We start from the raw sequence: 26648 nt of genomic DNA on the forward strand, positions 1-26648 counted from the left end.
GCCGCTTGCCGCGACCTTTCTTGCCTGACGGCATGTCGCGGCCACGAAGGGTGCAACATGCGTTCATATTGGGCCGATATCGCAGCGGTCGCCTTCTTCGCCCTCGAATGGACGGTGTATGCCATCACGCTGGAGCATACCGCATACGGACGCGACAGCCTGTCCGCCCGCATGCACATTTACCGCGAGGTCTGGGTCCGGAATTTGCTCAATCGCGAGGCCCGCATGGTCGACATGCAGATCATGGCCTCCTTGCAAAACGGTACGGCGTTTTTTGCCTCCACCAGCCTGATTGCGATCGGCGGCGCGCTGGCGCTGCTGCGCTCGACCAATGATGCGCTGGCGGTGCTTGGTGCGTTGCCGATCGATCTCAGCCCCTCGCCGGCACTCTGGGAAATCAAATGCGTCGGGCTGATCCTGATCTTCATCTATACGTTCTTCAAATTCGCCTGGGCGTACCGGCTGTTCAACTACGTTGCGATCCTGTTCGGCGCCATGCCGCCGGCCGGCCAGCGCGACACGCCGGAAGCCGAAGCCCACGTCCAGCGCACCACGCGATTGTTCGAAGCCGCCGGCCGGCACTTCAACCGCGGCCAGCGCGCGTTCTTTTTCGCGCTCGGCTATCTCGGCTGGTTCGTCAGTCCGTGGGTGCTGTTCGCAACGACGGCCGCGGTCGTCATCGTGACCTGGCGCCGGCAATTCGCATCGAACGCCTGGCAGGCGATGGGAAGCTGAAATACGCAAACGCGGCTCCGCGTTCCCGCGGCGCGTTAGGCCCGGGCTTGTCAAAATCTTTCGCCCTCGAAACAGAGGGCGCAGGGAAGACCGGGTGCGCGCTGCACCCGCGGTCTCGTGTGCAATGTGCACAAGGAAGTGCGCACACGAGCATACAGGTGAAGCGGAGAGCATCCGGCCTTCCCTGCGCAATGGTTTTACGGCTTATGGCGCGCTCTCCTTGGTGAGCCGGGCTCTTTTGCCACCATCGCCCGCGAGAAGCCTGCTTCTCACGAACTTGACGCCAGCGTCGGGCGCCGGGACCACACGCTTTCGCCGTCCGCGTCCGCCACGCTCGTCAGTCGCAGCATCTACGTCCACCGCATCCCACCGCGCGTTCGTGACGTGCGCAACGCCCCTCTTGCCGGGTGAGACGGCCAAATCAATAGCCTGATTTGCATTTCGGAAAAACAGAAATATTTCTCGCGAGGGGGCTGGACAGGTTTTGGGTGATTTGCCCGTCGTGTTGTTTTGTCGCAGCTAGGTCGCAAGAATACGCTTGCATAGGAGACGACGCAGTTTGTGTTGGGCATTTCGTCTCGACTTCCCGACGGCGCTGCTCGCCCCAAGCCGGCGATCTGATCGAATAAGCCCGTTCACTTCTGATAGGCAAAGTCGATATATCTAATTCCCGCAGCAATGTCCGTTATTTGGCGGAGAACGGAAGGCGCGGCGGCAAGTGTAGATGTCTGCAAATGACCCTTAGCAGAAATCGACTGATTGGCTTGACGAATGCTCACTCCCAAAAACAACATGCCCCTATTCTAAGCTGACGAAACGGCAAGCTCGAATTCATCGCCAAGTGATCCTGAGCGGTGCATCGTCTGATCAGCGCCCTACTGGTTGCTATTCCGGTTCTTGCTCGCGCCCCTCAAACGCGGACCGGTTGTCAACGCACTGGCAAAGTCAGTCATCTGAACACAGGTGAGAAGGTCTACATAGCTCTGTGTGCCGATGACACTTTCTCCCTCGCATTCAGTGCGCGCTGAGTCGGTCGTTTTCTGCCAAATCGTGGACAATTGCTGCTTGGCAGTCATTTCGTCGCGCATGCAATCCTCGAAGCTTTGAGCCTTGGTAAGTCCCATTGAATTGTCGTCGTCTGTCGTGGCCCTGCACAACGGCTCTACGTTCAAACTGGGAATGCGATCGGAAACGGGTATGGCGAGCGGCTGACTTAGAAGAGTCAACGAGAGAAATGCTACCATCATCTCAAGTTTCTCCCATTCCAAATTACTGCGCAGCTACTGTTTTCCTCCGATGCGCCGGAGCTATCGCTGAAAGTTGGTGACGGCGTGAATCGGAGAGGCGGCATATCGTGGGGGTGCTTGACGCCTCCACTTCTCCACCGAAGGAGCGATGCCGTGTGCAAGGATAGCATCATCAAGCTGATTCAACCAGAAAACGTCGACGATCAACTCACCGAAATGCCAAATTGCCGAAGAGCCAGCAGCCGAAGGCCAAACGCGCGTTGCAGGAGATCTGGATGGCCGAGACCAAGGCCGCCGCCGAGCTGGCGTTCGACGCCTTCATCAAGAGCTACACGCCCAAATACGAGAAGGCGGCCACGACTGCCTGAGCAAGGATCGGGACGCGCTACTGGCGTTCTGCGACTTCCCGGGCCGAGCACTGGAAACACCCGCCGACGACCAATCCCGTTGAAAGCACCTTCGCTACCGTGCGCCACCGCCACGATCCGATCGAAGGGTTGCCTATCCAACAGGATGGCGCTCGTGATGGTCTTCAAACTGCTTGAGGTGCTGCTGGTGACGCTCCTTCATGCTATTGACGCCACGGTACGGCCCGAAGTCTATCTCATGCTCGGCGCGGGAGCTATCGCCAAATTTTGGTAAAAGCTGGAGTCGTCTCGATGGCCACAACCAGTTGCGAAAACTCGTTCTCGGTGTCACATTCAACAACGGGATCGAGGTCATCGCCAACCCGACTGACCGTCAGCCCATAACAGCCGCCGCCAGACCGGCCAGGCCGTCAACCGCAACAAAAGGAAGCTTGAACGCTTTGGGGTCGTAGTAACGGGCCAAGATGCCGACGATCCAGTGCATCCCAAACAGCACGCGAAAGCATGAACCGAGACCGTAAGCACAACGAGAGGCGTGCCCCAGATCCAGTCGGCGAACCAAAAGTCTGTCATTTAGCGCCGACTTCCAATGACCGCGCGGCCGGGATCGGACGTGCGGTGAGTTATTTTTTGCGTTCGAAATTCAGCCATCGGCTTGATTCAGATCAACAACAACCTCGGATCCCGGTGTGTGCTGAGTAGAGAGTTTTCTTCGACCGATGGTTGGCGTTTCTAGTTCAGCAGCGCAGGGAGTGCGGCGATGATCCAGAAACCGGTGCACATGAACCACCCGACTTGGCACCCCGCAGCCGTGCTGACGCTTGCGCTCGGCCTGCTTGCCGGATGCAACGAGGCGAAGAACAAGTTGGTTCTGCCGCCGCCGGCAAATGTCGGCGTGGCTGCGCCGGTGCAAAGGGCAGTAACGCCCTATCTTGAGCACACAGGAACCATGACGGCGTTCGCTTCGGTCAATCTGGTAGCGCGCGTGAATGGCTACCTGAAGTCCATCAACTATATCGACGGCGCAACCGCGAAAACCGGCGAGCTGTTGTTCGAGATAGAACCGGCGCCCTACCAAGCGCAACTCAAGCAGGCCCAAGCAGCCCTCGCCGGCGCAAAGGCAGGGCTCGTCCAGACACAGGCAGAGTTTGAGCGTCAGAACACTCTGTCCCAAGAGGGAGTCAACACACAGGCAAATTTAGACAAGGCTCGTGCGAACAGGGATTCCGACAAGGCAAATGTCGACGCGGCCGATGCCAATCTGCAAACCGCGCAAATCAACCTTTCTTACACGCGAGTTGAGGCGCCATTCGATGGGATCGTCACGCGCCATCTGGCGTCGCTCGGTGAACTCGTGGGAACCGCGGGGAATACCAACCTGGCCAGTATCGTGCAGCTTGATCCGATCTACGTGACCTTCAATGTCAGCGATCAAAATGTGCTGAGGTTTCGCAAGAACGAGGGCGGCCGTCTCACACTGGCTGAGCTTCAGCAGATTCCGATCGAAGCTGGCTTTATGGATGAAGAAGGTTTCCCCCATCGAGGCAAGATCGACTACGTATCCCCGGATATTGACCCGCAGACAGCGACAATTCTCGTGCGTGGCGTGTTTGAGAACAAGAACCACGCGCTGCTCCCCGGCCTGTACGTTCGGCTCCGCGTGCCGATCGGCCCTCCTAAGGCAGATGCCTTGCTGGTCCCCAACAGAATCCTGCAACAGAACCAGGAAGGCCGCTACCTGCTCGTGGTGGGTGCCAATGACGAGGTGGAGCAGCGCGACGTGCAGCTTGGCGAACTCGACGGCGAGCTATCGCTGAAAGTTGGTGACGGCGGGAATCGGAAAGGCGGCATATCGTGGGGGTGCTTGACGCCTCCACTTCTCCACCGAAGGAGCGATATGCCGTGTCCAACGATAACATCATCAAGCTGATTCAGCCAGCAAACGTCGACGATCAACTCACGGAAATCTTGCGTACTGGGGCACGTGTTCTGTTGGCCCAGGCGGTCGAGGCCGAGGTCGCGGACTTTCTCGGCAAGCATGCCGATTTGAAGACCGCAGACGGCCACCAGCGGGTCGTGCGCCACGGTCACCTGCCGGAGCGCGAGGTGATGACCGGTATCGGTCCGGTCGCCGTCCGCCAGCCGCGTGTGCGCGATCGCGAGGCGGACGCTACCGACCCCGACCGCATCCGGTTCTCGCCCTCGATCCTGCCGCCCTATATGCGCCGCTCTAAATCGATCGAGACGCTGCTGCCGATCCTTTACCTGAAGGGTATCTCGACCGGCGACTTCTCCGAGGCGCTGGCAGCACTGCTCGGCAAGGATGCTGCCGGATTGTCGGCATCCGCCATCGGCCGCCTGAAGGACGGCTGGCTTGACGAACACACCGCGTGGCAGAGGCGCGATCTGTCGGCGAAACGTTACGTCTACATCTGGGCCGATGGCATCCATCTCCAGGCACGCCTCGAAGACGAAAAGCAGTGCATCCTGGTGCTGATCGGCGCGACGCCGGAAGGCCGCAAGGAACTGGTCGGCTTCACCGATGGCGCCCGCGAGAGCGCGCAGGACTGGCGCGATCTGCTGCTCGATCTGAAGCGGCGCGGGCTCGACGTGCCGCCGCGGCTTACCATCGCCGATGGCGCGCTCGGGTTCTGGAAGGCCGCCGGTGAGGTCTGGCCGAAAACGCGCGAGCAGCGCTGCTGGGTGCACAAGACCGCGAACGTACTCGCCAAGTTGCCGAAGAGCCAGCAGCCGAAGGCCAAACGCGCGTTGCAGGAGATCTGGATGGCCGAAACCAAGGCCGCCGCCGAGCTGGCGTTCGACGCCTTCATCGCGAGCTACACGCCCAAATACGAGAAGGCGGCCGACTGCCTGGGCAAGGATCGGGACACGCTACTGGCGTTCTACGACTTCCCGGCCGAGCACTGGAAACACCTGCGAACGACCAATCCCATTGAAAGCACCTTCGCTACCGTGCGCCACCGCACGATCCGATCGAAGGGATGCCTGTCCAACAGGACGGCGCTCGCGATGGTCTTCAAGCTGCTCGAGGCCGCGCAGAAAAGCTGGCGTCGTCTCGATGGCCACAACCAGTTGCCAAAACTCGTTCTCGGTGTGACATTCAACAACGGGATCGAGGTCATCGCTAAACCCGCTGACCGTCAGCCCATAACCGCCGCCGCCTGACCGGCCCGGCCGTCACCAAAAATTGGCGATAGCTCCTCGACGGCCGGCTGCGTGTCATAACCGCAGGACTCAAGCCGGACGACAAGGTCATAATCACCGGATTGGACCGTGCGATCCCTGGCCGGAAGGTCACAACCCGGTCGATTTCGATCGCGAGCGCCGCAGACGGCACTGACACGTCCAAGTAGACGCGCGGCACCCAGAGGGGGGAAGCCATGTTTTCAAAGCTTTTCATCGAGCGGCCGGTGCTCGCAAACGTCGTGGCAATCTTGCTGGTTTTGATCGGCGCGGTCTCGGTGTTCAAGCTTCCGGTCGCGCAATATCCCGACATTGTGCCGCCGACGGTACAGGTCACCACCCGCTATCCGGGCGCGAGCGCCCAGACTGTTATCGATAGCGTTTCGCTGCCAATCGAAAACCAGGTGAACGGTGTCGAGGATGCGCTGTACATGCAGTCCACTAGCGCAAGCGACGGCACCTACAACTTGATTGTCACTTTCGCGATCGGCACCGATCTGAATTTTGCGCAGGTGTTGGTTCAAAATCGCGTCTCCGCCGCGCTGGCCTCGCTTCCAACTCAGGTGCAGGCGCAAGGCGTGACTGTGCAGAAGAAGTCCACCGCGATTCTCGAAATCGTCACGTTGAGCTCACCGGACGGGCGTTTCGACAGCCTCTTCATGAGCAATTACGCCACGATCAATCTGGTGAACGAATTGGCGCGGCTGCCGGGCGTCGGCAACGTCAACGTTTTCGGCACGGGCGAATATGCGATGCGGATCTGGATGCATCCGCAAAAGATGTACGCGCTCGGCCTCGTCCCTCAGGACATCATCAGCGTCGTCAGCCAACAAAGCCAGCAGGCAACGGCGGGGCAAATCGGGATACCGCCAACGCCTCCTACACAGGACTTTCAATACACCGTCAACATCCAGGGCCGGCTTTCGGATCCCGCCCAATTCGAAAATGTGGTCGTGCGCGCCGCCACCGCGGACGGCGGACACGTCGTGCGCCTCAAGGACGTGGCCCGCGTCGAGCTTGGGGCACAGACTTATTCCCAGAGCTTCCGCCTGAACGGAAAGCAAGGCATCGGCATTGCCATCTACCTTACGCCCTCCGCAAATGCGCTGGAGGTCGCGAAACTCGTCAGGAACAAGATGGAGACCCTGTCGCACGACTTCCCGGCAGGCTTGTCTTACGCGATCCCCTTCAACACAACTGCGTTTGTCGAGACGTCAATCAATGAAGTCTACAAGACGCTCGGTGAAGCTGGCGTATTGGTGCTGATCGTCATCTTGCTGTTTCTACAGGATTGGCGCGCTTCGCTCGTGCCCGCCACGACGATTCCGGTCACCATCATCGGAGCTTTTGCGGCGATGGCGGCATTGGGCTTTACCATCAACCTTTCTACCTTGTTCGGCATCGTTCTCGCGATCGGTATCGTGGTCGACGATGCGATCGTCGTCGTCGAGAGCGTATCGCGCGAGATCGAGGTGGGCTTGCCCCCGCGAGATGCCGCCATCAAGGCGATGACCGAGTTGTTTGGTCCCATTGTCGGCATCACCCTCGTGCTGATGTCAGTGTTCATTCCGGCGTCGCTGCTGCCCGGACTCACCGGACGCATGTTCGCCCAATTCGCGCTCGTGATCGCGGCCACCGCCCTGCTGAGCGCGATCCTGGCGACGACGCTGAGCCCGACACAATGTGCATTGCTGCTGCGAGAGCCGGTACCCCCAGATCAGCGAAATTCTTTCTTCCGTGGCTTCAACTTTGTCTATGAGCGGTTGGAAAGGGGCTACACGTGGTTGGTCGGCAGAATGGTGCGCCTGAGTGGCCTTATGGTGGTCGTGGCACTCGGACTGATAGCCGGGGGAATTTTCGGCCTGACGCAATTGCCGACCGCGTTTATTCCGAACGAAGACCAGGGTTACGGGTTGGTCGTGGTTCAGCTTCCTGATGGCGCTTCGTCGGAACGCACGCAGGCAGCTCTGACGCAGGCTGCGGAGATCGCCAGGCAGCAGCCAGGCGTCGCGGACGTGATCGCCATTTCCGGCCTCTCCGTTCTCGACAATAACGCCACTCTGGCGAACGCGGGCATTGCCTACGCGACCTTCAAGCCATGGAGTGAGCGCGGCCGCGCCAAAGACCAGGATCTCAGATCGATCATGCGCGGAATCCAGGACCGACTTTCTGAACTTACGGATGGCAGAGGCTTTGTGCTGGTGCCACCGCCAATTCAGGGCGTAGGCAACGCCGGCGGCGTCACGATGCAGTTGCTCCAGCGCGACGGCACATTCGACTACAAGAAGATGCTCTCCTCGGCGAATGCCGTGATAGACGCCGCCGAATCGCAATCGGCGATTGAGCGAGCCGTGACATCCTTCCGAACGGACTCGCCACAGCTTCAAGTCGTCATCGATCGCACAAAGGCGGAAACGCTTGGCGTATCCGTCGGCAGCGTCTTTGCCGCATTGTCATCGTACCTTGGCTCGACCTACGTCAACCAGTTCAACAAGTTTGGTCGGACCCTGCAGGTCTACGTACAAGCAGATTCGCCTCACCGCCTCCGTCCGGATGATCCTCTGAAGCTCAATGTCAAGACTGCCGATGGCAGCACCGTACCGATCGGATCGCTCGCGCAGGTCCGTCCAGCGGTCGGCCCCTCGCTCATCAGCCTGTTCAATCTCTATCTGACGGCGACGATTTCCGCGCGCGAAGCACCGGGGTTCAGCTCAGGACAGGCAATGGACGTGATGGAGGAAGTCGCAAGCCGCGTCCTGCCGCCCCGTACCGATTTCGCGTGGAGCGGCATGTCCTATCAGGAGCATGCGGTCGGCAACCAGCTTTACATGGCCTTCGCGCTCTCACTGCTGCTGGTCTATCTCTGTCTCGCCGGACAGTACGAGAGCTGGCTGTCGCCATTGGCCGTTTTGCTGGCCGTGCCACTCTCGCTGCTCGGTCCTGTTGGCGCGCTCACGGCGCTTGGTGTTGCGAACAATCTATATGTCCAAATCGGTCTCATGCTGCTGATCGCGCTATCGGCCAAGAACGCGATCCTGATCGTCGAGGTCGCGCGCGAGCGGCGAGCCGCGGGGCAGGAACTTCTTGAAGCCGCCGTCGAAGCTGCACGGACGCGTTTCCGTCCAATCCTCATGACGTCGTTTGCATTCCTGCTTGGCGTCTTGCCGCTGGTGACAGCTACGGGCGCCGGCGCCAATGCCCGTCGATCGCTCGGTATTTCTACCTTCAGCGGCATGGTCGCTTCCACCTGCCTTGCCGTGCTGTTCGTTCCCTCATTCTTCGTTGTCATGCAGCGCCTTGAGGAACGCCGGCGAGGCAAAAAATCTGCGGTTTCCGCTGTCACGGCGTCGCCTGCAGAATAGCTTGCTGCAAGCAATACGACAGAAAAGCAGAATGACGTTCGAAGAACGTTCCAATCTTCTCTTGTCGTTCGCAGGAGTTCCGTTCACCAATGGGCAAACCACGGGCCCAGCTGGTGACAGCGATAGAGCGACTGGGCCGCATTATGGGCCCTCTGCTGAGGTCCTGCCGCGGGTGGGGCACCCAGGCACGCGACACCGACGGCCAATTGGCTCTACGTGTGTCGGAAGCCGAACCTGTTGACGCGGACATGAATCGCGTGGCCGCCACCATGCATGCGATCGACGATATCGAAGCAGGCCGCCTTGCCGGTCTGTCGTATCGCCTTTGCGAGGGTGGCCAGGGCAGTTTGCACTTCGTCCATCTGTGGGTCAGCGAGCCTGACCAAGCGTAGCAAGACACTTCCGCTATTGGCACTTAGCGGACATCGACGGTCGCGGGCAGTATGTCCGCTTCTGGCCCAAGACCGGAAGTCAAAAAGCTCCCGCTCATCGTCAGCATGAACCCACAAGGTAAGGTCCGGCACCCGTTCTTCCGGAGCCTGCGTGAAGACCCGTGAACGAGGGGTTGCTTTGCGGCAAATTTGGTCTCGCCGATCAGTATCCGGAAAAATCCTTCGGCGTAAAACTCAAGTCGAGCACTTAAGCCCGTTCACTTCTGATAGGCAAAGTGGATATATCTAGTCCCCCACAGCAATGTCCGTTATTGGGCGGAGAACGGAAGGCGCGGCGCCAAGTGTAGATGTCTGCAAATGACCCATAGGCGTCAGGAGCCTGAATCGCGAAAACGCGGCAACATTCCTTTTGTAACCGGCCTTCGGGCTCGTTAGATTAGATTCCGTGGGGCTTCCAAGAAATAGGAGCTAACCATGTCACGTCTCGCGCGAATTGCACTCGCGCTCTTGCTGGCGACGGTGCAACTTCCGGCAGCATTTGCGCTAGACAATGCACCAGCGACCATTTCTCAGGAGCTTGTGCCATTCTCGTCGGATGAGGGGCTTGCGCGGCTGGCCCGCTCAGCTGCCAAGGTGGACTTTCCCGCCCTTGCCAATCAGTTCGAAGCGGAGTCGAACGGCGCGTTCTGTGGACCCGCGTCTGCCGCAATTGTGCTCAACGCCGTTCGAGGTCGGAGCCCTGATCTGCCGCGCGACCGGAGCCGATTACATTCAGAAGACCTTAAATACATTCCGAGCGCCTACGATCCCACGATCCCTCGCTTCACACAGGACAACGTGATCACCAAAGGCCAGAAGACCCGCGCGCAAGTTCTCGGCGAACCGGTGACGATCAATGGAAAACAGATCCAGGACTTCGGCTATCAGGTCCGTCAGCTCGATGAGATGCTGAGGGCAAATGGTCTTACGACCCGGCTTGTCATCGTTGATGACAGCAAGCCCGAGCAGGATATTCGGACTGATTTGGTTGAAAACCTCAAGCGTCGGGGTGACTATGTGATCGTCGCCTACCAACGCAAGGCTGTAGGCCAACAGGGCCCCGGACATATCTCGCCGCTTGGCGCATACGACGCTGAATCCGACTCGTTCCTTGTCCTTGACGTCAATCCTGCGAGCGCTGGCTGGGTGTGGATGCCAACTGCGACCCTCGTTAAGGGTATGCGCACTTTCGATACGGCTGAGAATCGGGGGTATATTCTTGTTGAGACCCCTTGAGGCGTTCTTCACTTCGCGTCGATGAAATGGAAACAGTGGGGAGAATTGTGCCATGCCGAAGCGCTCCTCCATAGGCAAGCGTCGGAGCAAAGCCTTACCCGCCTTAGGGTTTGCCGGCATGTCTCTCTCGATGGCAAGCGGTGCGTGCGCCTCAACTAGCGAAGCGAATACATCACCGCCCTCGCAGAAGCACGAAATCTTTCTTGGTGAGGAGGAAATCTCCGACGTCAGTTTGGCGACGTTCTATGTCTTCGACAAGGAAAATGCTGGACCACCACCGCTCTTCCAAAAACTAAGGCTGGCCGCCGGATGCGGTGCCGGCTGCGGCTGTAGCTTCGGCTGTGCCTACTGGCCGCAACCTCCGCAGCCTCCAAAGGCAACGCAGCCGACACAGAACCGAAAGAAGAAGCCTCCGCACCGCACGAACTAAATGGCGTCCGGCACAGCCGCCTCGGTCAAGCTTTACGCGACAGGCTTACAACGTCCTAGAGTCCTCACCGTCAAAATCGAACTGATGTCTGCTTGTGGCACAACTCGGACATGCCGCCCTGGTCGCTCTATGTCCGTTGTTGGGGGCAGAGCGGAAAACATATGCTCCCATTGAGCTTTTCAGCTTTTGACCCATCTGAGACATGAGCGACTCAAGGCTTCTGCAGTGCAAAAGCATTGTTCGTCTTTTTGCTAAGCGTGATATTGTGCCCTCTATCGCATGAGGCGACCCCACGGGAGTGTCTCATGGCAATCCACATTCGACGGCGAGAATTCATATCACTGCTCGGCAGCGCGGCGGCTGCGTGGCCGCTCGCGGCGCGCGGGCAGCCGAACGAGCGCGTGCGCCGCGTCGGCATGCTGATGCATCTTGCCGCGGACGATCCGGAAGGACAGCCTCGCATCATCGCGTTCGAGCAGGGTATGCGGGAATTGGGTTGGGCCGTCGGCCGCAACCTGCAGATCGACTACCGCTGGGCCGCTGGCGATCCAGACCGCTTTCGCAAATGCGCGGCGGAACTGGTCGCGCTTGCACCGGACGTCGTCTTGGCTGCCAGCGGCACCCCGCTCGTGGTCGCATTGCAACAGGTGACTGCCAGCGTTCCAATCGTGTTTGTGGGGGTCGCCGACCCTGTCGGTGCAGGCTTGGTCGAGAGTTTGGCACGCCCGGGCGGCAACGCGACCGGGTTCACGGTCTACGAATACAGCATGAGCGGAAAATGGATCGAGCTGCTCAAAGAGATCGCGCCTCGAGTGACGCGAGCGGCGGTCGTTCGAGAGCCCGCCATAAGCGGCACTGGCCAGTGGGGTGCCATCCAGTCGGTGGCGCCGTCTCTCGGGGTGGAGCTGTTCCCCATCGGCGTGCGCGATGCGGGCGAGATCGAGCGCGCGATCATTGCATTCTCACGCGGGTCGAACGGTGGCCTGATTGTGACGGGGAGTCCGTCGACCTCAGTCCATCGCCACCAAATCATCGCGCTGGCCGCTCGGCTCCTTTTGCCCGCGGTCTACCCCTACCGCTACTTCGTCGCCAGCGGCGGGCTGCTCTCATACGGACCCGACCCGACTGACCAGTTCCGGCGAGCGGCTGGCTACGTCGATCGCATCCTCAAGGGCGAGAAGCCGGCCGACCTGCCCGTGCAGGTGCCGACAAAATACGAACTAGTGATCAACCTGAAGACCGCGAAAGCGCTCGGGCTTGAAGTACCAGCAGCGCTGCTCGCCCGCGCCAATGAGGTGATCGAATAAACTGCAGTTTGCTGCGCTGCATATGTCGCCTATTGGCGCAACTCGGACATGCCGCCGTGGTCGCTCTATGTCCGTTGTTGGGGGCAGAGCGGAAAACATATGCTCCCGTTGAGCTTTTCAGCTTTTGACCCACGTCGGACATGGTGATGGTTACGTGCGACACTCTGTTCAACTGGAATTTGACATTCACACCGCCTAAGATCAGCGCAAGGTTCCGGTTGGGTTTCCGAGGGAGGAAAGCCATGACGAAAACGGTTTGGGCTACGCTCGCACTAATCGTCACCGCAATCTCGGCGCAAGCGCAAACCTTCTCTGCGCAAGACCTTGCCCGGCGCACTATCGAGCGGCGCGCGGTAGAGGCGGCGATCTGGGGTATGCCGCTAGTCAACACTGACGCGATGCGGCAGGCGTACTTTCGCGATGTCGGCGCAAAGTACAACGACATCTGCTACTTCTCAAAACCACAGGACTGGAAGTTCCAAGTCACGACGCCTAATGCTTCGACGAACTACATCTATTTCAACTACAATTTGAAAGACGGGCCAGTCGTTGTCGAAATGCCGGCAGCCGTTAACGCCGGGCTGCTCGGCTCCATGGTTGATGCTTGGGATGAGCCAATGACCGACATCGGTCCTGCGGGCGAGGACCAAGGCAAGGGCGGCAAGTACTTGCTGCTCCCACCCGACTTCAAAGGTGATACCCCGGCAGGCTTCTTCCCGATTAGGTACCCCACCTACAACGGTTATGCGTTGTATAGGGCGATCAGGAACGGAACAACCGATGCCGATACCGCGGCTGCGTTGGCGTTGGTGAAGAAGTTGCGCGTCTATCCGTTCGCGCAAGCCGCCACCCCCCAGAACAACGCTTCATCGACATTTACGGCAAGACGTTCGATGGCATCGCCAACTTCGACGAGCGTTTCTTTGAGAACCTCAACCGCATGGTTCAGGAAGAGCCGGTGCTACCGCGCGACGTGACCATAATGGGCATGCTTAAGAGCGTGGGCATTGAGAAGGGAAAAGACTTCAAGCCAGACGCGGCTACGCAGAACATACTGAAGTCTGCAGCGCAGGAAGCACAGGCGCACTTCATTGAAGCGCTGACCTCTTACAGCCAACCGTGGTGGCCGGATCGAAACTGGTCCCCACCTGACCCCAAAGGCGTCAAAACCGGGTTTACCTACCAGATCGGGGACGCGTTGGACATTGACGCTCGCGGTTATGCCAACTTCGCAGCTTTTGCCTTGCCGAAGAAGACCGGGACCAGCTTGGTGTATCTCTTCACGTTTCGCGATAGCCGGGGGGAGCGGTTGAGCGGCGAGATGACCTACACGGTACGCGTCCCGGCAAACGTTCCGGCAAAGCAATACTGGTCAATGATCGTATACGCGGTGGATACCGCCGCGCTCATTCGTGAAGCTCCGGTGGTCACACTCGATAGCTACAATCAGGCCATGCAGCGGAACGCCGATGGCTCCGTAGATATCTACTTCGGCCCCAAGGCACCAGCGGGCAAGGAGGCAAACTGGATATATACCGCGTCGGGAAATGCGTTTTTCCCCGCGATGCGCTTTTACGATCCCGACAAACCGCTATTCGACAGGACGTGGAAGCTGCCGGACATCGAGCGGGTTTTGGCGCAATGATCGGGATGTCTGCTGTTGGCACAACTCGGACATGCCGCCGTGGTCGCTCTATGTCTGTTGATGGGGGCAGAGCGGAAAACATATGCTCGCATTGAGCTTTTCCGGTTTTGACCCATTTGAGACATGCTGAGCCGTGAAACCCATTTCGCCGACCGCGAATACTTGATGTAATTGCATTCTTTGCGAAGTATGGATGGCCCACCGAATATGAAGCTGTATGTCACGTTCACTTCACCCTACGCGCGCTTGGCGCGCATCCTGGTAATTGAAAAGACGCTTGAGGATCGCGTGGAGATTATCGCGGCGAAAACGCGTACTGCAGATAGCCCTTACTATCGGATTAACCCATCTGGGCGCGTGCCGTACCTCATCGATGATTCAGGTGTTGGCATGGAGGATAGCCAACTCGTCTGCGCTTATCTCGACCACCTAGATGGTAAGCCTCGTTTCCACGACCCTAAACATCAAACTGATTGGGCTTACCAGCAGTTAGAGTTCTCGGCGCGCAACATGTGCGAGGGCATCTGCGTATGGGTGCGCGAGATGGCTCGGCCCGCAGGCGAGCGTTCGGCTACTGTTTTGGCGCATGAGGTAACGCGTGCACAGCGCGTGGCCGATGTATTTGAGGGTCGTGTAACTGATCCGCTGATGCAGAGCGCGCCAACTATGGCGCACTTGAGCCTCGCAGTGGCTCTCGATGTCGCGGCGAAGCGCGGTTTCGGTGATCTCACGACCGGCCGCCCCCATCTAGCAGCTTGGATGCGCGGCATATCCGAGCTGGCTTCAATGCAAAGGACGGCGCCGCCGTGATGCGCCCGAGTCTCGTTTGAATCCGCTGGCCAGGAGCAAAGCGGATATCCCTCGACGTCTACGCCAGTTGCATGACGCGCGTCGGATATAGGTGGCCCGGCGGGTAATCGGGCGTATGGCCGAATGCTCAAGGCCGCGCTTGTGTTAGAGGCTGGCACGCCTGGAAAACGCTATCCTCTTACGGCGAGGGATCGCGGCGAGCCGATGGGCCGCGCTCATCCCTCCGGCAGCCCGGCCTTGCGCATCCCGTCGCGGATGCGCTCGCGCTGAGTCAGATAGGTCGGATTGTCGCTCGACGCGCGCTCGCGGAAGCGGGAGATGGTGAAAGTGGGATCGAGGGCAAGCCCGGCCTGAACCGCGGACCGCGCCTCATCGAGCCGGCCAAGATGCGCCAAGGCGGCGGCGAGATAAAAATGCGCGAGCGGAAAATTTCGGTTCATCTCGACGGAGCGACGCAATCGCGCGACTGCCTCCTGGTCCGCGCCAAGCAGTAGTTTGGCGAAGCCGGCGTACATCATCCAGCGATAGGCGCTCGCATCGCGAGGACTGAGGCGAAGCGCCTCCTGGACATGGCACTCGGTTTCCTCGCCGAGACCCATACTATACTTGGCGAGACCAATAGCTCCGTGAGCCAGGGCCAAATTTCGATCCAACGCCAATGCCCGCTCGCACTCGGCAATGCCTTGGGCCGCCCGGTTGGTAGAGATTAGGATTAGGCCCAACACTTGATGGGCCATGGCGTGCTCGGGAGCCAGGGACAGCGTATTGGTCAGCGCCGCTTCGGCCGCCGCGAAGCAAGCGGCCCGATCGTCGGTCGTATAGCTGTTGCCGGTCCTCACGTCGACCCACGCGGCGCCGACCCGCGCGTCGATATTGCCGGGGTCGAGCGCCAAGGCGCGCTCGAAAAATCCCCGCGCTTGCGCTCTAGTCTCGGCAGTCGATCCCTTGTTTAACCAAGCCCTACCTTGAAAATAAAGGTCCATCGAATCGGGTTGCGATGCCCTTTCTGCGCGGCGCGCCTCTGCGGCGACGAGCTGCGCGTTGAGCGTCCCGGCAAGGCGCGCGACGATTTCGTCCTGCATATCGAAGAGGTCGGCCAAGGGCTTATCGAACCGCTCGGCCCAAAGGTGATTGCCGCTCTGCGCATCGATGAGCTGGACATTCACGCGCATCCGATTGCCGCCGCGCTGAACGCTTCCCTCCAGCACATAGCGCACCCTCAATTCGCGGCCGATCTGCTTCACATCTAAGGCCTTGCCCTTGTAGGTGAAGGCGGTATTGCGCGCGATCACGAGCGAACCAGAGATGCGCGAGAGGTCGGTGGTCAGGTTCTCGATTACCCCATCGACGAAGTAGTCTTGCTCCGGATCACCGCTGAGGTTAGCGAAAGGCAGCACAACGATGGAAAGATGAGGCAGTGAAAGTGCGCCCGGCTCAGCCTGTGTCGGCGGGCTAGACCTATCCCGGACTACCGCATAGGCTCGGACCGGAAGGGCGATGTTTTTGAGGTTTTGCTCGCCCAGGTCGGCGAATTCAACCCAGACCTTGGCTCGTATTTGATCGTAGACAGCAGATGAGATGCAGATGCCGCCCGGCTCTGCGATGCTCTCAAGCCGAGCCGCAATGTTAACGCCGTCCCCAAAGATGTCATGGGGCTCGACGATCACGTCGCCGATATTGATGCCCACACGAAAAGCAATACGGCATTCTTCTATTGCGCCGATTGTAAGTTCCTTGATGCGCTTCTGGAACTGCATAGCAGCTCGAACTGCTTCGACCGCGCTAGGGAACTCCGCCAAGAACCCATCGCCGGTACTCTTCACAATGCGACCGCCGTGTTCGGCGATTGCGGGCTGGACAGCGTCCGTTAGGAGCGCGCTCAGCTTGGCGTGCGTAGCCTCTTCGTCATTGTGCATGAGCCGCGAATAGCCAGCCACGTCGGCAGCAATTATTGCGGTTAACCTGCGCTCGACCGGCCTTGGTCGCTCTTGCACCATGGCACGCAAACCTTTCGTACCGCACACCTTATATGATAAATCCGACTGCCACGCCAACGCACTCGTCGGCGCCTGGCGGCGGGCCGGCTCACGACCGGTTATGGCACGAAACGGACCTGCCGACTGCGGTGCACGATGTCCGCTCTCAGGGCAAAGCTGAAAACATATGCTCCCATTGAGCTTTTCCGGTTTTGGTAGAGTCGAGATGTGGCGCGGTGGCTTTAGGTAGAACATATCTGTTGCCGCCTCTTTCGTCTGGCGGTGCCTTAGTGGTTCAGCCGTGACTCCGTTTCCACATCCCGCTCATCGAACCGGACAGGCAGATCTCCCGCATCCGGCTCTCGGACAAGACTTCACGCCTTCGCTTTCGCGTGCAACGCCGTCTGCAGTTTCTGAACACTCCTCGGAGTTGATAGGTTGCCCAATCTCCAGGTCCTTCGCCACGTATTGCGTCTGTCTTGAACTGAGGTCCCTTCCCTCCACCGGAGTTACCCGGCTTTAGCGGTACTACGAACCTCTCCGCCACCCCAAGGCGCCCGGCCTGTCCCTCACGGGCTTCCGGTTGGTCCTCGCTGACCACGCTTTGGGGCTTCCCGTGTTTCGTACGCTTTCCTTGTGTACATGCCGCCGCCACTACCCCGGCGCAGCGTCTGAACGTATCGCTTCGCTCATTTCATCCAGACGTATCAGTCTTCCCCGATAGGGTTGTCGGGTCGGCCTGCGCATTGTCCTTTTCGAGGCTTGCTCGGCGTTCACTCGCGTTACGGCCTGCACACTCGCGCTGTCACCAATTCGTGACACGCTAATCGAAGGCTTCAGCCACTTCGTTACCTCCATGACTGCTCCGATTGCTTCCGGCTGGAGCGGTTGCCGGGTGGGGCTTGCACCCACTGGAAAGCGCCGCCTTTTCACGGCGCACACCCGGAGCGGACCAAGGCCCCCTTGCGAAATTCCACAGTCCGCTCAAAAAGATCCGGAAGCATGCCGCGTTGGAGCGGGTGACAGTTCGTTCACGCAGATGGAACCGCGAGGTTTGATCTAGGTCAAGGGCGCGAAGCTCCAGCGCGCGAGGCTTCGGACAGGCCCGCGGTTCGGCGCGATGTGCAGGTGTCCGCGGCTTTCCTCTCTCGAAGAAGGAGTACGCGAATGTTGCGTCCAGTTCTCACCGCTTTGGCAGCCGCAGTCATGCTGCTGGTCACCACCTTCCCCGATGACGCATTCGCCCGCGGCGGCGCGCGCGCTGGAGGCTACCGCGGCGGCGCGGTCGCAGCTCGGGGATACCACGGAGGCGCGGTCGCAGTTCGGGGATACCGGGGCGGTGCTGTCGCTGTGCGCGGCGGGCGCTACGGCTATCGCGGCTACGGTGTCGGTGCGGCGGCAGTGGGCGCGGCCGCGGTCGGCGCAGCTGCGACGGGGGCCTACTACCGCAGCGGCTGCGGCTACGACGCCTACGGCAACTGGGTTTGCCCGAACTACTGAGCCGCGCGACGCCGTTGGTGCTCCTTGCGTCTCGGCGACCAGCATCAGAGGCAAGCGCGCGTCGTACGTCGTTACTTGTGGTTGTACGCAAACATGTTCCGCTATCTGAGAAGACGAGCAATTCGCTCCGACCGAACAATGGCGGCGCCAAGATCGACAAATCCGGCAAGGTCGTTCGGGGCTGCCGCCAGTCCGACGGTTTTCGTGTCGCCTGGACGCGGTGCCCACACCTCTCGGGTCTCAAGAAGGTAGACACCATAGACCGCTCGCAGTTCACCCGCGTCGTTCGTCCGGACCCCCTCCTGTATTGAATAAGCTGCGAGCGCGGCATTGGTCACGATCGATGCTTCAATGAGGGCCTGTCGATATCCCGGGCGGTGCACAATCTCCGGACCGAACGTCGTGGTCAACTTCCTTGCGCAAGTCTGAATCACAACCAGCAAACGATCCAGAATGTTGCGCAGCGAATGCTTCGTTGCGAGCGACAAGTAGTCGCTGGGATCCAGGAACACATCGACAGCGCTGGTTACGGCGCCACATCCGCTATGTCCCAAGACAACGATGAGCTTCAAACTGCCGCCAAGGTGCTCCACAGCAAACTTCAAGCTGCCCAGGACGTCCGTGCCCAGCACGTTGCCTGCGACCCTGACGACAAAGAGGTCATTCGGACCTTCGCTAAAAATGAGTTCGATCGGTACCCTGGCATCCGAGCAGCCAAGAACTGCGGCGAAGGGATGTTGGATGGGTGTTCCGATTTCGTCAGAGATCAGGCCTAAATCACGTGCATCGACGGGCACAACTCTCTCTGTCCGCCCGTGCTCGTCTTTGACCTGCTCGAGTAGCGTGGCGAAGGTCCGGTTGCCTTCATCGAGACGAAGTCGCGCTTCGTCGCTATCGGATGGTCGGTGTCTCGCAGGCGCATCTGCCTGATATCGGTAGATGACGTCGACCGTTTTCACATCGGCTTCCTTTTGCGGGTAAGGTTAGCCTGTTTGTCTCAACGACACCAAAAGCACCTTCTCGACCGTTGCGGTGCGATCGATGCCTCCGACTTTGTCTTCGAGGCCATCGGCGCGCAAAAGATCGCGCACTCTTCCGTGGGCGCCGACGATCCGCAGCGCGATACCGCGGCCGGAGAGCTCGGCCTCCAGGTCACGCAACATCCGCGAGCCGGCGAGATCGATAAAGGGTGATGCAGACAGATCGCAGACCACCAGACGGATCGGGCCAGAGGTGGATTGAACGCGGGTCAGAACCGCTTCCATCACGGCATCGGCATTGGTGTAGATCAGCGAGGCCTCCGGCCGAAACACGATCACGCCAGGCACCGGCTCGTTGTCAGGATGACGCTCCATATCGGAATACTGTTCGGTCCCCGGAATCCGCCCCAGGAAGGCGACGTGAGGCTGCGATGCACGCGCGAGCAGCAGCAGAATGGAAGCCATGGCCGCGAGCAGGATGCCGTGAAGGATTCCCAGCCAGAGCACGGCCAGGAGCGCGATCGCCGCTGCCAGGAAGTCCAGCCGGCTGACCTGCCACATGCGGAGCATCGCCGGGAAATCCAATAGTCCATACACCGCGGTGAGGACGACCGCAGCGAGAACAGCCTTCGGAAGGTTCTCCAGTAGCCCCGTGAGAAAAAGTAGGCACAAGGCCAGTGTGGCCGAGGCGAAGATGAGCGCCAAAGCGGAGCGCGCGCCGGCCTTGTCGTTGACGGCCGACTGCGACAGTCCACCGGCAACCGGGTAACCTTGTCCAATCGCTGCGGCGAGATTGGCGGCGCCGATGCCGAGAAGCTCCTGGCGTGCGTCGATCGCGTAGCCGTGCTTCGCCGCAAGGGTTCGAGCGGCCGACACGCCCTCGATGTAGGCCAGCAACAGGCAGCCCCCTGCGAGCGGGAGGATGCCTTCGACGTCTCGGATCCGCAGAGCCGGCGCGGCGAGGTTCGGCAGACCCGACGGGATTTTGCCCGTCACGGGAACACCGAGCGCCGGCAGACCGAACAGGGTCGCGGCAGCGATGGCCAGCACGACGACGCCGAGCGCGACGGGTCGTCCGGGCAGCAGACGTTCACCGGCGACGAGCAGAACGAGGGCTACCAGCCCGACAACAAGGACCAGCGGCTGGGTTTGACCGAGCTGTCCAGCAAACAGATATACTCGTTCGAAGAAGTTGTGACCGCCACCTGCGACGCCGAACAGGCTCGGCAACTGGGTCATCGCGATGGTGAGGCCGGCACCAGCCTTGAATCCAACGAGAATGCTGTCACTGATCAATTTGACCAGCGCGCTCAACCGCAATAGCCAGGCGAAGAGGCTGAGCACGGCGACAGTGAAGGCTGCGAGGCTGGCAATCTGTGCGTAACGGAGTGTGTCGCCAGCAGCCATCGCGCCCACCGTGCCGGCGATCATGAGCGAGATGGCGGAGGTCGGCCCGATCGCAAGCTGCCGTGAAGAGCCGAACAGCGCGTAGCCGACTCCTCCTAGCAGGTAACCGTAGATCCCGACCTGCGGGGGCAGCCCGGCCAGTCCGGCGTAGGCAAGGGAGACCGGGATTGCGTAGGCTGCGAGCGTGATTCCGGCGATGATGTCGGAAGGAAGCCAGGCCGCAGAATAATCCGCGAGCCACCGGGTTGGTGGCAGCCACGATAGCCACGAAGTTTGCCGTTCAACCCTGTCCGTTCGTTCTGTCGCGTCGGCCATGGTGCCAAGCCTTTCGGCTGATTGGACGGCAACGTTGACCTGGCTGATCTGCCGATCGCTTGATCTAAGTCAACGCTCTCGGGATTCCGGACCGAAACATGAACGGTAAGCGGTGGTTCAAAAGCCGGAGTTTATGATGGATCGTGCCAGCAGCAAATCAGAGGCCAGGACGAAGCCGGCCGCCGGTGCAACACCTCACATCGTTTCCCCGGACGATCGCGCTGCCGCCGGCAAGGCCCTTCGCGACAAGCTTGCGCGCGAGGATCATGGCCGCTGGAAACCATCCAAAGACCGGCCGAACCCGATCGACATCCTGCACAGATCGGACGCCGGCCGGGTGAAGGAGCTGGTGCCGATCCGCTATGGCCGGATGCTGCAATCGCCGTTCGCATTCTTTCGTGGCACTGCAGGCGTGATGGCTGCGGACCTGGCGCGGACGCCGAGCACCGGGCTGTACGTGCAGGCCTGTGGCGACTGCCACCTCGCGAATTTCGGAGGCTTTGCGACCCCCGAGCGCCATATCATTTTTGATATCAACGATTTCGATGAGACATCGCCGGCATCGTGGGAATGGGACGTCAAGCGCCTCTCTGCCTCGGTCATGCTTGCCGCCCGATCGATCGGATTGTCCGACGCCACGGGCCGCGATTGCGCCACGGCTGCTGCGCGCGGCTATCGCGAACACATGCGCGAATTCTCCAGGATGGACCCACTCGCTGTATGGTACGCGGCCATTGCAGCCGAGGATCTGATGACGAACGCGCCAAAGAGTGCCCGGAAACGCCTGCAACGGCGGATCGACCAGGCGGCCACAGACAGGGGCTCGGAGTTGGATTTTCCCAAGCTTGCCGGCAGCGTTGGTGGCCAAATCCGTATCACGGAACAACCTCCGCTCATTTTTCATCCGGATGCGGCTCGCGCTCCTGATTTTCTTTCGACGCTCGAAGGGATCTTGCGCACCTACCGGGATTCGCTGGCCGATGACCGGCGTCAGCTGTTCGACCGTTACCGGCTGGTCGACGCCGCCATCAAGGTGGTCGGTGTTGGAAGTGTGGGCCGGCGATGCTGGATCGTCCTCATGATGTCCGAGGCCAACGGCCCGCTGTTTCTGCAGGTGAAGGAGGCGGCGCAATCCGTTCTGGAGCCCTATGCGGGAAAGAGCGCCTATCGTCATCACGGACAGCGCGTGGTGATGGGCCAGCGCCTGATGCAGCCTGCGTCGGATATTTTCCTCGGCTGGCTCACGGGCCCCCACGACCGTCAGTTCTACGTGCGGCAGCTGCGCGACGCCAAGATAAAACCCCTGATCGAAACGTTCGACGCGGACGTTCTGGAAGTCTATGCGGGTGCGTGCGGCTGGGTGCTCGCGCGCGCCCATGCCAAGGTCAGCGAGATATCGGCGACGATCAGCGGCTATCTCGGTTCATCCAGTGATGAATTCGACCGGGCCATGGGCCGCTTTGCGGTTGCCTACGCCGATCAGGCCGAGCGCGACCATGCCACCCTGAAAGCTGCTGTGAAGAACGGCGACATCAACGTTTATCTGGAATCCTAGCAACAGTGCTGCGCTGCAACAGCTTATCCCGGGGAGAGTGAAGGATGACCATTGGTGTCGAGCGGCGACCGACTAGCGCGAGCCAACTTTTGCTTGCGTCAATCAGGTTATGGTTGCGCGTTAATGGGTCCGCGCCCTAGTTAAACGCAAACCAGGCCTTAGCAACGAACGTCGCGCCGCACCAGTTCGAAACTAGGCCATCCGGGTTCGTGATGCGATTGACGCGGCCACCTGGCCGCGCATTTGGATCGCCTGTAAAGACAAAGCAGTTTTCCTTCGACAGATTGGTGTCGTAGTAGCGCAGATCGAGGTTGAAGGCCTTGTGGGTAAAGGTCACGCCCGCCTGCCAATTAAGATAAGCAGGTAGCGAGAAGCCGCCGAGTTGCGCGGCCTGATTTCCGAACCAGGAATAGCCGGCAGCAGCCGTGAACGATATGGCTAGGTTCTGCGGAAGCAGCCGGCCCGGCACATCATAGCCAACCCCGGCCGCGACATATTGATCCCAGGCGCCGGTGTTCGAGACGTTGGGGGAATAGGCGTAGCCGCCGGCGATGCGGACCTGTTCGCCGATGCGCCGATCGCCGCGGATGACCGCCTCCCAATAATTGATGCCGTTGGTCTCGCCGGGCAGCCTTTCACCGGGATACGCGAAATAGGTCACGCCAAGATCAAAATCGATCGTTGCAACCTTCGGGCGGATACCGCCGGCAAAAGTGAATTCGGCAGCTGGCTGGGTCGGCAGCTTGACGGTGGCGACCGTGGTGCCGGCGTACAGCGATTCAAATCTTGTTTCGAAGGCGGCGCCGGCCGCGGGCCCATGATCGGACAGCGTGGTCCCGCGATAAATGTAATCGGATGCGACCCCCGCGCGGGCACTGAATTCGAGCTCGTTCGCAGACGCAGAATGGTTGGTGTCGGCCGCCGACCATCCGCGATTGCCAAGGCCGATCGCGCCGGCGGGACCGGGGTTTTCGGCCTGCGCCAGACCGCCGGTCATTGGTGCAAGCCACAACCCAGCCAACGCAGCGATCGATGCGCCGCTTACAGGCCGAACCGATGCAACACCTCGCTGCCGCACAGTCGATTATCCTCCAAGAGCTACCGCGACGCCAACCAGCGCACTACCAAAGGCCACCATCGAAAGACCCGCCGCCCAAGGCCTCAGCCCGCTATGAATTCCGAACACATAACCGCAGCAGAACAGCATCACGATAGCAACGGCGTAGGAGACGCGCAGCGCTAATCTGGCGTCGCTCAGGAACAGGAACGGGATTACCACCGGAAAGGTTGAAAGGAAGCTCAACAAACAAAGGTTCAGCGCTCCGGTCCAGTCGCGCTTCGTCAGCCCTGGACCGGGGGGCGGCTCGGGCAACTGTCGCAAATTTTGCCGCATCAATTCCAATTGCTCCGGAGGTAAGATCGCCGCTAATTCCGGCGGTAGTGCGTCGGCGATGACGCGCCGCGCGCTTTCGGGATCCGGTGCCAGCCGTACTGCGCGCAGTGTCAGGATCTTGCCTCCCCGCTCGTTGATGCGAGCCAACAGATAGAGACCGCCGTCAACGATACCCCAGGCCAGGTTGCAGCCTAGCGCACCGATCAGCATCGTTTGAATCTTGATATTGCCTGCCGTTGCGACACCGAGGGAGCAGATGAAGGTGAGAGCCATGATCAGGCCGAACAAGGTCTCCGAGATTCGTTCCATCGGATCCAAGACGCGCCTGAAAGGTATATCTGAAACCTCTGACATCAAATCAAATGCCCATTGGCTCACTCTTCAGGGGGATTTGCTGACTATTTTAGCCGGCGGAGTAGACCTTTCTACACAATGTAGGCGCGGAGCACAGCATCGAGCGTCGCAGTACGATCGAACCCTCCGACTTTATCTTCGACGCCATCGGCTCGCAATGCGCGCCGCCCCGTGAGTCCTGATGATGCGTAGGTTATCGCCGGAAGTCAAAACCATTGATTGCCGCGTGATCTGCGATCGTCAGGTTTGAAATTGAGAGGGCCCCTTTGGGTGGACTTTCTTTCGGGGGTTCGCGTTGGCGAACTTCGGGTCGCTATGTCGGTTATTGGCACCAAACGGACCTGCCGGCGTTAGTCCGGCATGTCCGCTGTCAGGGGATGAACGGACGAATCCCGGACGCGGCTCAAGGTCTCAGTTTGGACCCTTAGCGGACCTACCGGCGTTTTCGGCCGAAGTCAGCTTCTGACGGTAGAGTCGAGATGTGGCGCGGTGGCGTTAGGCAGAACATATCTGTTGCCGCCCCTTTCGTCTGGCGGTGCCTTAGTGGTTCTACCATGGCTCCGTTTCCAAATCCCGCTCATCGAACCGGACAGGCAGATCTCCCGCATCCGGCTCTCGGACAAGACTTCGCGCCTTCGCTTTCGCGTGCAAGGCCGTCTGCAGTTTCTGAACACTCTTTGGAGTTGATAGGTTGCCCAATCTCCAGGTCCTTCGCCACGTATTGCGTCTGTCTTCGCGGCGACAAGTGTGGATATCTGCAAATGACCCATAGCGGCCGTTACCGCTCCGGTACGAGCTATCGCCAATTTTTGGTGACGGCCTGATCAGTCAGGCGGCGGCGGTTGCGGGCTGAGGGGCGGCCAGCTTGGCGGTGACCTCGATCCCGTCGGTGAATTTCACACCGAGAATGATCTTTGGCAAGTGTGCATGTCCGTCGAGCCGTCGCCAGGATCGTTGCGCCCCTTCGACCAGCTTGAATACCATGGCGAGAGCGGTCTTGTTTGAGAGGCAGCCTTTCGATCGGATCGTGCGGTGGCGGACGGTCGCGAAAGTGCTTTCAATCGGGTTGGTGGTGCGCAGGTGCTTCCAATGCTCGGCCGGGAAGTCGTAGAAGGCGAGCAGCAGGTCGCGATCCTTCGTCAGACAATCGACGGCCTTCTGGTATTTCGGCGTGTAGCTTTCGATGAAGGCGTCGAAGGCGACTTCGGCATTGGCCTTGGTCTCGGCCATCCAGATTTCCTGCAGCGCCCGCTTGGCCTTTGGTTGCACACTCTTGGGTAATTTGCCCAGCACGTTCGCCGTCTTGTGCACCCAACAGCGCTGCTCGCGTGCTTTCGGCCAGACCTCGCCGGCCGCTTTCCAGAAGCCGAGCGCGCCGTCGGCGATCATCAGCTCGGGCCGGGCATCGAGCCCGCATCGCTTCAGATCCAGCAGCAGATCGCGCCAATCCTGCGCACTTTCCCGAGCGCCATCGGTGAACCCGACGAGCTCTTTCTTGCCCTCGGGCGTCGCGCCGATCAGCACCAGGATGCACTGCTTTTCATCTTCCAGCCGCGCCTCGAGGTGGATGCCGTCCGCCCAGACGTACACGTAGCGCTTGCCCGACAAATCACGCTTGCGCCACTGGGCATGATCATCCTGCCAGCCGTCCTTCAGGCGGCCGATGGCGCTGGCCGAGAGGCCGGGCGCATCCTTGCCGAGCAAGGCCGCCAGAGCGTCCGAGAAATCGCCGGTCGAGATGCCCTTCAGGTAGAGGATCGGTAGCAGCGTCTCGATCGACTTCGAGCGGCGCATATAGGGCGGCAAGATCGATGGCGAGAAGCGGATGCGGCGGGGATCGCCGGCTGCGGCCTCGCGATCGCGCACGCGGGGCTGGCGCACCGGGACCGCGCCGATGCCCGTCATCACCTCGCGCTCGGGCAGATGACCGTGGCGCACCACGCGTTGGTGGCCATCCTCGGTCTTCAAATCGGCATGCTTGGAAAGAAACCCGGCGACCTCGGCCTCCACCGCCTGGGCGAGAAGGGCACGCGCCCCATCGCGCAAAATGTCGGTGAGTTGGTCGCTGAAAGTTCCTGGCTGAATCAGTTTTACGACGGTATCCTTAGACACGGCATATCGCTCCTTTGGTGGAGAAGTGGAGGCGTTGAACACCCCCACGATATGCCGCCTTCCCGATTCACGCCGTCACCAACTTTGGGCCATAGCTCCTCCGGTACCCCGCTAATCGCATGCTGGCAAAAAAAGCGCTCGCGTTGCTCGAGGTAAAACGCGAGAGGGATACAGGCATCTGCGCCGATGCGGCCTAGCCTTCTAGAGTCTAAGAACTAATGGCGGTCACGGGCAGCGGGACTATAACGCTTTGGATGCTTCCAAAGGCCAACCACGATTGT

Annotated in this window: 20 protein-coding genes and 2 pseudogenes; 15 read left to right on the top strand and 7 right to left on the bottom strand. The window is 60.1% G+C overall.

Going from position 1 to position 26648, the window contains the following annotated elements:
- Positions 1 to 57 precede the first annotated feature (57 nt).
- Positions 58 to 735 (top strand): DUF599 domain-containing protein, encoded by a 678-nt coding sequence (locus tag NL528_RS26980; protein ID WP_309177492.1) that lies wholly within the window; start codon positions 58 to 60, stop codon positions 733 to 735.
- Positions 736 to 1610: 875 nt separating this feature from the next.
- Here NL528_RS26980 and NL528_RS26985 read toward each other — a convergent pair.
- Positions 1611 to 1982: a hypothetical protein gene (locus tag NL528_RS26985; protein ID WP_309177493.1), complete on the bottom strand. Its 372-nt coding sequence runs from the start codon at positions 1980 to 1982 to the stop codon at positions 1611 to 1613.
- 215 nt (positions 1983 to 2197) lie between these two features.
- Between NL528_RS26985 and NL528_RS26990 the strand changes: the two are divergent.
- The 12 genes and pseudogenes from NL528_RS26990 to NL528_RS27040 form a co-directional block, all read left to right on the top strand.
- Positions 2198 to 2532 (top strand): annotated as a pseudogene (locus NL528_RS26990) (transposase); the annotation flags it as partial.
- 90 nt (positions 2533 to 2622) lie between these two features.
- Positions 2623 to 2802 (top strand): annotated as a pseudogene (locus NL528_RS47225) (hypothetical protein); the annotation flags it as partial.
- A gap of 308 nt (positions 2803 to 3110) precedes the next feature.
- Positions 3111 to 4280 (top strand): efflux RND transporter periplasmic adaptor subunit, encoded by a 1170-nt coding sequence (locus NL528_RS26995; RefSeq protein WP_309177494.1) that lies wholly within the window; start codon positions 3111 to 3113, stop codon positions 4278 to 4280.
- Positions 4253 to 5536, top strand: coding sequence for an IS256 family transposase (locus NL528_RS27000; protein WP_309176837.1), 1284 nt, complete (start codon positions 4253 to 4255; stop codon positions 5534 to 5536). Before NL528_RS26995 ends, NL528_RS27000 begins: the two co-directional genes overlap by 28 nt.
- Positions 5537 to 5751: 215 nt before the next feature.
- Positions 5752 to 8916, top strand: coding sequence for an efflux RND transporter permease subunit (locus NL528_RS27005; protein WP_309177495.1), 3165 nt, complete (start codon positions 5752 to 5754; stop codon positions 8914 to 8916).
- A gap of 248 nt (positions 8917 to 9164) precedes the next feature.
- Positions 9165 to 9308 carry a hypothetical protein gene (locus tag NL528_RS27010; RefSeq protein WP_309177496.1) on the top strand — a complete coding sequence of 48 codons (144 nt, stop codon included), beginning with the start codon at positions 9165 to 9167 and terminating at the stop codon, positions 9306 to 9308.
- Positions 9309 to 9782: 474 nt separating this feature from the next.
- Positions 9783 to 10583 (top strand): phytochelatin synthase family protein, encoded by an 801-nt coding sequence (locus NL528_RS27015; protein WP_309177497.1) that lies wholly within the window; start codon positions 9783 to 9785, stop codon positions 10581 to 10583.
- A gap of 52 nt (positions 10584 to 10635) precedes the next feature.
- Positions 10636 to 11013, top strand: coding sequence for a hypothetical protein (locus NL528_RS27020; protein ID WP_309177498.1), 378 nt, complete (start codon positions 10636 to 10638; stop codon positions 11011 to 11013).
- 416 nt (positions 11014 to 11429) lie between these two features.
- On the top strand, positions 11430 to 12320 hold the full coding sequence (locus NL528_RS27025) for an ABC transporter substrate-binding protein (RefSeq protein ID WP_309177499.1): 891 nt from the start codon (positions 11430 to 11432) through the stop codon (positions 12318 to 12320).
- Between the two features lie 242 nt (positions 12321 to 12562).
- A complete protein-coding gene (locus NL528_RS27030) occupies positions 12563 to 13297 on the top strand; it encodes a DUF1254 domain-containing protein (RefSeq protein ID WP_309177500.1) in 735 nt (244 codons plus the stop codon).
- Complete coding sequence (locus NL528_RS27035; protein WP_309177501.1) at positions 13261 to 13965, top strand: DUF1214 domain-containing protein; 705 nt, start codon at positions 13261 to 13263, stop codon at positions 13963 to 13965. The genes NL528_RS27030 and NL528_RS27035 overlap by 37 nt, the downstream gene beginning before the upstream one ends.
- Before the next feature lie 207 nt (positions 13966 to 14172).
- Positions 14173 to 14775, top strand: coding sequence for a glutathione S-transferase N-terminal domain-containing protein (locus NL528_RS27040; RefSeq protein WP_309177502.1), 603 nt, complete (start codon positions 14173 to 14175; stop codon positions 14773 to 14775).
- 215 nt (positions 14776 to 14990) lie between these two features.
- On the opposite strand, the gene NL528_RS27045 is transcribed toward NL528_RS27040, so the two are convergent.
- Positions 14991 to 16772, bottom strand: coding sequence for an adenylate/guanylate cyclase domain-containing protein (locus NL528_RS27045; RefSeq protein WP_309177503.1), 1782 nt, complete (start codon positions 16770 to 16772; stop codon positions 14991 to 14993).
- A 1146-nt stretch (positions 16773 to 17918) separates the two neighbouring features.
- On the opposite strand from NL528_RS27045, the gene NL528_RS27050 reads away from it, so the two are divergent.
- A complete protein-coding gene (locus tag NL528_RS27050) occupies positions 17919 to 18251 on the top strand; it encodes a hypothetical protein (RefSeq protein WP_309177504.1) in 333 nt (110 codons plus the stop codon).
- A 101-nt stretch (positions 18252 to 18352) separates the two neighbouring features.
- Here NL528_RS27050 and NL528_RS27055 read toward each other — a convergent pair whose 3' ends face one another.
- Both NL528_RS27055 and NL528_RS27060 read right to left on the bottom strand, forming a co-directional pair.
- Positions 18353 to 19210 carry a carbonic anhydrase gene (locus tag NL528_RS27055; protein ID WP_309177505.1) on the bottom strand — a complete coding sequence of 286 codons (858 nt, stop codon included), beginning with the start codon at positions 19208 to 19210 and terminating at the stop codon, positions 18353 to 18355.
- Between the two features lie 24 nt (positions 19211 to 19234).
- Positions 19235 to 20953, bottom strand: a complete 1719-nt coding sequence (locus NL528_RS27060) for a SulP family inorganic anion transporter (protein WP_309177506.1) — start codon at positions 20951 to 20953, stop codon at positions 19235 to 19237.
- Positions 20954 to 21089: 136 nt separating this feature from the next.
- Here NL528_RS27060 and NL528_RS27065 point away from each other — a divergent pair, with 136 nt between their 5' ends.
- A complete protein-coding gene (locus NL528_RS27065; protein ID WP_309177507.1) occupies positions 21090 to 22508 on the top strand; it encodes a DUF2252 domain-containing protein in 1419 nt (472 codons plus the stop codon).
- A 136-nt stretch (positions 22509 to 22644) separates the two neighbouring features.
- Here the strand turns inward: NL528_RS27065 and NL528_RS27070 are convergent, their stop codons facing one another.
- From NL528_RS27070 to NL528_RS27080, 3 genes are all read right to left on the bottom strand, one after another.
- Positions 22645 to 23505, bottom strand: a complete 861-nt coding sequence (locus tag NL528_RS27070) for a TorF family putative porin (protein WP_309177508.1) — start codon at positions 23503 to 23505, stop codon at positions 22645 to 22647.
- Positions 23506 to 23592: 87 nt separating this feature from the next.
- Positions 23593 to 24189: a VIT1/CCC1 transporter family protein gene (locus NL528_RS27075; RefSeq protein ID WP_309177509.1), complete on the bottom strand. Its 597-nt coding sequence runs from the start codon at positions 24187 to 24189 to the stop codon at positions 23593 to 23595.
- A gap of 894 nt (positions 24190 to 25083) precedes the next feature.
- Positions 25084 to 26367 (bottom strand): IS256 family transposase, encoded by a 1284-nt coding sequence (locus tag NL528_RS27080; RefSeq protein WP_309176722.1) that lies wholly within the window; start codon positions 26365 to 26367, stop codon positions 25084 to 25086.
- Positions 26368 to 26648: the final 281 nt, after the last annotated feature.

The sequence above is a fragment of the Bradyrhizobium sp. Ash2021 genome (assembly GCF_031202265.1).
In the GTDB taxonomy this organism is placed as follows: Bacteria; Pseudomonadota; Alphaproteobacteria; order Rhizobiales; family Xanthobacteraceae; genus Bradyrhizobium.

Excerpts from the sequence above, each read along its gene's own strand:
- NL528_RS26980 (WP_309177492.1), top strand. The coding sequence starts at position 58 with ATGCGTTCATATTGGGCCGATATCGCAGCGGTCGCCTTCTTCGCCCTC.
- NL528_RS26985 (WP_309177493.1), bottom strand. The coding sequence starts at position 1,982 with ATGATGGTAGCATTTCTCTCGTTGACTCTTCTAAGTCAGCCGCTCGCC.
- NL528_RS26995 (WP_309177494.1), top strand. The coding sequence starts at position 3,111 with ATGATCCAGAAACCGGTGCACATGAACCACCCGACTTGGCACCCCGCA.
- NL528_RS27005 (WP_309177495.1), top strand. The coding sequence starts at position 5,752 with ATGTTTTCAAAGCTTTTCATCGAGCGGCCGGTGCTCGCAAACGTCGTG.
- NL528_RS27010 (WP_309177496.1), top strand. The coding sequence starts at position 9,165 with ATGAATCGCGTGGCCGCCACCATGCATGCGATCGACGATATCGAAGCA.
- NL528_RS27015 (WP_309177497.1), top strand. The coding sequence starts at position 9,783 with ATGTCACGTCTCGCGCGAATTGCACTCGCGCTCTTGCTGGCGACGGTG.
- NL528_RS27020 (WP_309177498.1), top strand. The coding sequence starts at position 10,636 with ATGCCGAAGCGCTCCTCCATAGGCAAGCGTCGGAGCAAAGCCTTACCC.
- NL528_RS27025 (WP_309177499.1), top strand. The coding sequence starts at position 11,430 with ATGCTGATGCATCTTGCCGCGGACGATCCGGAAGGACAGCCTCGCATC.
- NL528_RS27030 (WP_309177500.1), top strand. The coding sequence starts at position 12,563 with ATGACGAAAACGGTTTGGGCTACGCTCGCACTAATCGTCACCGCAATC.
- NL528_RS27035 (WP_309177501.1), top strand. The coding sequence starts at position 13,261 with ATGGTTCAGGAAGAGCCGGTGCTACCGCGCGACGTGACCATAATGGGC.
- NL528_RS27040 (WP_309177502.1), top strand. The coding sequence starts at position 14,173 with ATGAAGCTGTATGTCACGTTCACTTCACCCTACGCGCGCTTGGCGCGC.
- NL528_RS27045 (WP_309177503.1), bottom strand. The coding sequence starts at position 16,772 with ATGGTGCAAGAGCGACCAAGGCCGGTCGAGCGCAGGTTAACCGCAATA.
- NL528_RS27050 (WP_309177504.1), top strand. The coding sequence starts at position 17,919 with ATGTTGCGTCCAGTTCTCACCGCTTTGGCAGCCGCAGTCATGCTGCTG.
- NL528_RS27060 (WP_309177506.1), bottom strand. The coding sequence starts at position 20,953 with ATGGCCGACGCGACAGAACGAACGGACAGGGTTGAACGGCAAACTTCG.
- NL528_RS27065 (WP_309177507.1), top strand. The coding sequence starts at position 21,090 with ATGGATCGTGCCAGCAGCAAATCAGAGGCCAGGACGAAGCCGGCCGCC.
- NL528_RS27070 (WP_309177508.1), bottom strand. The coding sequence starts at position 23,505 with ATGACCGGCGGTCTGGCGCAGGCCGAAAACCCCGGTCCCGCCGGCGCG.